The organism is Adlercreutzia sp. DFI.6.23 (assembly GCF_024462535.1).
GTDB lineage: Bacteria > Actinomycetota > Coriobacteriia > Coriobacteriales > Eggerthellaceae > Adlercreutzia > Adlercreutzia rubneri.
The window spans coordinates 1-289 of the sequence record NZ_JANGBP010000770.1 but is presented as its reverse complement, the minus strand read 5'-3'; the positions used below and the strand labels follow the sequence as shown (position 1 = coordinate 289).

The 289-nt window shown below is 68.9% G+C and carries 1 pseudogene; it reads left to right on the top strand.

Going from position 1 to position 289, the window contains the following annotated elements:
• Positions 1–253: pseudogene (locus NE591_RS15400) on the top strand (hypothetical protein); the annotation flags it as partial.
• Positions 254–289: the final 36 nt, after the last annotated feature.

The window sequence follows — 289 nt, the reverse complement described above, 5'->3', positions numbered from 1 at the left end:
CGTCAACGAGCTCACCGACCGCAAGCGCTTCTGCGACGCCATGTTCGAGGTGGGCACGCCGCTCGTGCAGATCGGCTCGGTGGACAACGTGCCCGACTGGTGCGCCGAGAGCCTGGAAAACACGCTGAGCGCGGGCGAGGCCACCGGTGGCGTACACGGCGCCTGCCGTCTGGGCTGCAACGGCACACTCGACTGCCTCGTGAACGGCCGCATCGCCGGCCAGCAGGTGGCCGCGCTGGAGCCCGTGGCCTAAGGCAAACGCCCCAGAGACGCGCTTTCAACCCTTCTG